3 protein-coding genes are annotated in these 3,408 nt (G+C 70.5%); all 3 read left to right on the forward strand.

Annotated features, from left to right (window positions below; translation table 11 throughout):
• Positions 1–1,930, forward strand: a 1,930-nt coding sequence (gene infB, locus PROKR_RS02875; protein WP_211240008.1) for a translation initiation factor IF-2, incomplete at its 5' end; no start/stop codon positions are given.
• Between the two features lie 155 nt (positions 1,931–2,085).
• On the forward strand, positions 2,086–2,523 hold the full coding sequence (gene rbfA, locus PROKR_RS02880; protein WP_036959409.1) for a 30S ribosome-binding factor RbfA: 438 nt from the start codon (positions 2,086–2,088) through the stop codon (positions 2,521–2,523).
• A gap of 70 nt (positions 2,524–2,593) precedes the next feature.
• A partial coding sequence (truB, locus tag PROKR_RS02885) for a tRNA pseudouridine(55) synthase TruB (protein WP_036959410.1) occupies positions 2,594–3,408 on the forward strand: 815 nt, incomplete at its 3' end.

Raw genomic sequence — 3,408 nt, forward strand, 5'->3', positions numbered from 1 at the left:
GGGTGCCTTCGGGCGTGCCGGCGGCAAGCCGGTCCGCGGACGCAAGTCGCGTCGGGCGAAGCGCCAGGAGTTCGAGGCGATGCAGGCGCCGTCGCTCGGCGGCGTGCAGGTTCCTCGCGGCAACGGCACCACGGTCGTCCGGCTGCGCCACGGCGCGTCGCTGAACGACTTCGCCGACAAGATCGACGCGAACCCCGCGGCGCTCGTGACCGTGCTGTTCCACCTGGGCGAGATGGCCACGGCCACGCAGTCCCTGGACGAGGACACGTTCGGCACGCTGGCCCAGGAGCTCGGCTACGTCATCGAGATGGTCTCGGCCGAGGAGGAGGACCGCGAGCTGCTCGGGGCCTTCGACATCGACCTGGAGGCCGAGGAGGCGGGCGAGTCCGACGAGGACCTGGCCGCGCGTCCGCCGGTCGTGACCGTCATGGGTCACGTCGACCACGGTAAGACGAAGCTACTCGACGCCATCCGCAAGTCGGACGTCGTCGCGGGCGAGCACGGTGGCATCACCCAGCACATCGGTGCCTACCAGATCACGCACGAGCACGAGGGCGTCGAGCGCGCCATCACGTTCATCGACACCCCGGGTCACGAGGCGTTCACCGCCATGCGTGCCCGTGGTGCGCAGGTCACGGACATCGCGATCCTCGTGGTCGCGGCCGACGACGGCGTGATGCCGCAGACGGTCGAGGCCGTGAACCACGCGCAGGCCGCGGGCGTGCCGATCGTCGTCGCCGTCAACAAGATCGACGTCGAGGGCGCCAACCCGGCGAAGGTGCGTCAGCAGCTCACCGAGTACAACCTGGTGGCCGAGGAGTACGGCGGCGACACGATGTTCGTCGACGTCGCGGCCAAGCCGGGGATCGGCATCGACGACCTCGTCGAGGCCGTCCTGCTGACCGCCGACGCGGCTCTCGACCTGCGCGCCAACCCGACCAAGGACGCGCGCGGCGTCGCGATCGAGGCCAACCTCGACAAGGGCCGTGGCCCCGTGGCCACGGTGCTGGTCCAGTCGGGCACGCTGCACGTCGGTGACTCGATCGTCGCCGGTACGGCCCACGGCCGTGTCCGTGCGATGTTCGACGAGCACGGCAACGCGGTCGAGGCGGCTCTGCCGGCCCGCCCGGTGCAGGTGCTCGGTCTGACGAGCGTCCCGAGCGCCGGCGACACGTTCCTCGTGGCGCCGGACGACCGGACCGCACGGCAGATCGCCGAGAAGCGCGAGGCGGCCGAGCGCGCCGCGACGCTGGCCAAGCGTCGCAAGCGGATCAGCCTCGAGGACTTCGACACCGAGCTCAAGAAGGGCAAGGTCGAGAGCCTCAACCTCATCCTCAAGGGTGACGTGTCCGGTGCCGTCGAGGCACTCGAGGACGCGCTGCTCAAGATCGACGTGGGCGACGAGGTCGAGCTGCGCGTCATCCACCGTGGTGTGGGTGCGATCACGCAGAACGACGTCAACCTGGCCACCGTCGACAGCGCCGTGATCATCGGCTTCAACGTGAAGTACGGCGAGCGCGTCGAGGAGCTGGCGGAGCGCGAGGGCGTGGACGTCAAGTTCTACTCGGTCATCTACAAGGCGATCGAGGACGTCGAGGCGGCCCTCAAGGGCATGCTCAAGCCGGAGTACGAGGAGGTCCAGCTCGGGACCGCGGAGATCCGTCAGGTCTTCCGTTCCTCGAAGTTCGGCAACATCGCCGGTTCGGTGGTCCGCTCGGGCGTCATCCGCCGCAACGCCAAGGCGCGCGTGCTGCGCAACGGCACGGTCGTGGGCGACAACCTCTCGATCGAGTCGCTGCGCCGCGAGAAGGACGACGTCACCGAGGTCCGCGAGGGCTTCGAGTGCGGTATCGGTCTCGGGTCGTTCAACGACGTCACTGAGGGCGACACCATCGAGACCTTCGAGATGCGCGAGAAGCCGCGCGACTGACGTTCCTCACCGAGCCGGAGCCCGGTGCACGTGTCAGACCCGATCTCACGTGTCAGACGGACAGGTCACCAGAGTGATCTGTACGTCTGACACCTCCGGGAGCTGCTGACAGGTGCGCCGGGCTCCGGCTCGGTCATCCCGGAAAGGAAGCAGTGATGGTCGACAACCCGCGAGCCCGTAAGCTCGCCGACCGCATCAAGGTGATCGTCGCGCAGATGATCGACACGCGGATCAAGGACCCGCGGCTCGGTTTCGTGACGGTCACGGACGTCCGGGTCACCGGCGACCTGCAGAACGCCTCGGTGTTCTACACGGTCTACGGCTCGGACGAGGACCGGGACGGCACGGCCGCGGCGCTGAAGAGCGCCACGGGCATGATCCGTTCGGAGGTGGGCAAGCAGACCGGTGTGCGCCTGACGCCCACCATCGAGTTCCACCTGGACTCGGTCCCCGAGACGGCGGCCCACCTCGACGCCGCGCTGATCGAGGCGCGCAAGCGGGACGCCGAGCTCGAGGCACTGCGTGCCGGAGCCCGGTACGCGGGCGACGAGGACCCCTACAAGAAGCCGCGCGAGGACGACGAGTCCGAGTGACCTCGGCCCTCGCGCTCGCGCGGGTCGGTTGTGCCGTGCGGCACACCCGGCCCGCGCGATACTGGTACCCATGATTTCCCCCTCCCAGCAGGCTCCGGCCCGCCGTCCGACGGCGGCCGACGGGTTCGTCGTGGTCGACAAGCCGCAGGGCTGGACCAGCCACGACGTCGTCGGCCGGATGCGCCGCCTGGCCGGCACCCGCAAGGTCGGCCACGCCGGCACGCTGGACCCGATGGCGACCGGGGTGCTCGTGCTCGGCATCGGCAAGGCGACTCGCCTGCTCACGTACGTCGTGGGCGCGGACAAGGACTACGACGCCACGATCCGGCTGGGCGTGGCCACCGCCACGGACGACGCGGAGGGGTCCGTCGTCGCCGTGGCCGACCCGGGCGTCGTCGGTCAGGTGGAGCGGGCCGCGCTGGACGCGGCGGTCGCGGACCTGACCGGCGACATCCTGCAGGTGCCCACGTCAGTGTCCGCGATCAAGGTGGACGGCAAGCGCGCCTACGCGCGCGTCCGGGCGGGGGAGGAGGTCGCGCTCAAGGCGCGGCCTGTCACCGTCTCCCGGTTCGAGGTGCTGGACGTCCGCCGGGCCACGGCGAAGGTGCCGGACGGCGACCTGGCGGACGTGTACGTCGAGGCCGACGACGCGGCCACCGAACCTGGCATCGCGCCGAACGCGGCCGAACCTGGCATCGCCCCGACCGCCGCGGAACCTGGCGACGGCCCCACCCGGGAGGTGCCCGTGGTCGACGTCGACGTGCGCGTCACCGTCTCGTCCGGCACCTACGTGCGCGCCCTGGCGCGTGACCTCGGTGCCGCCCTCGGCACCGGCGGTCACCTCACGGCGCTGCGCCGCACCCGCGTGGGCGGCTACCCGCTGGC

The organism is Promicromonospora kroppenstedtii DSM 19349, from assembly GCF_000515355.1.
Lineage (GTDB): Bacteria > Actinomycetota > Actinomycetes > Actinomycetales > Cellulomonadaceae > Promicromonospora > Promicromonospora kroppenstedtii.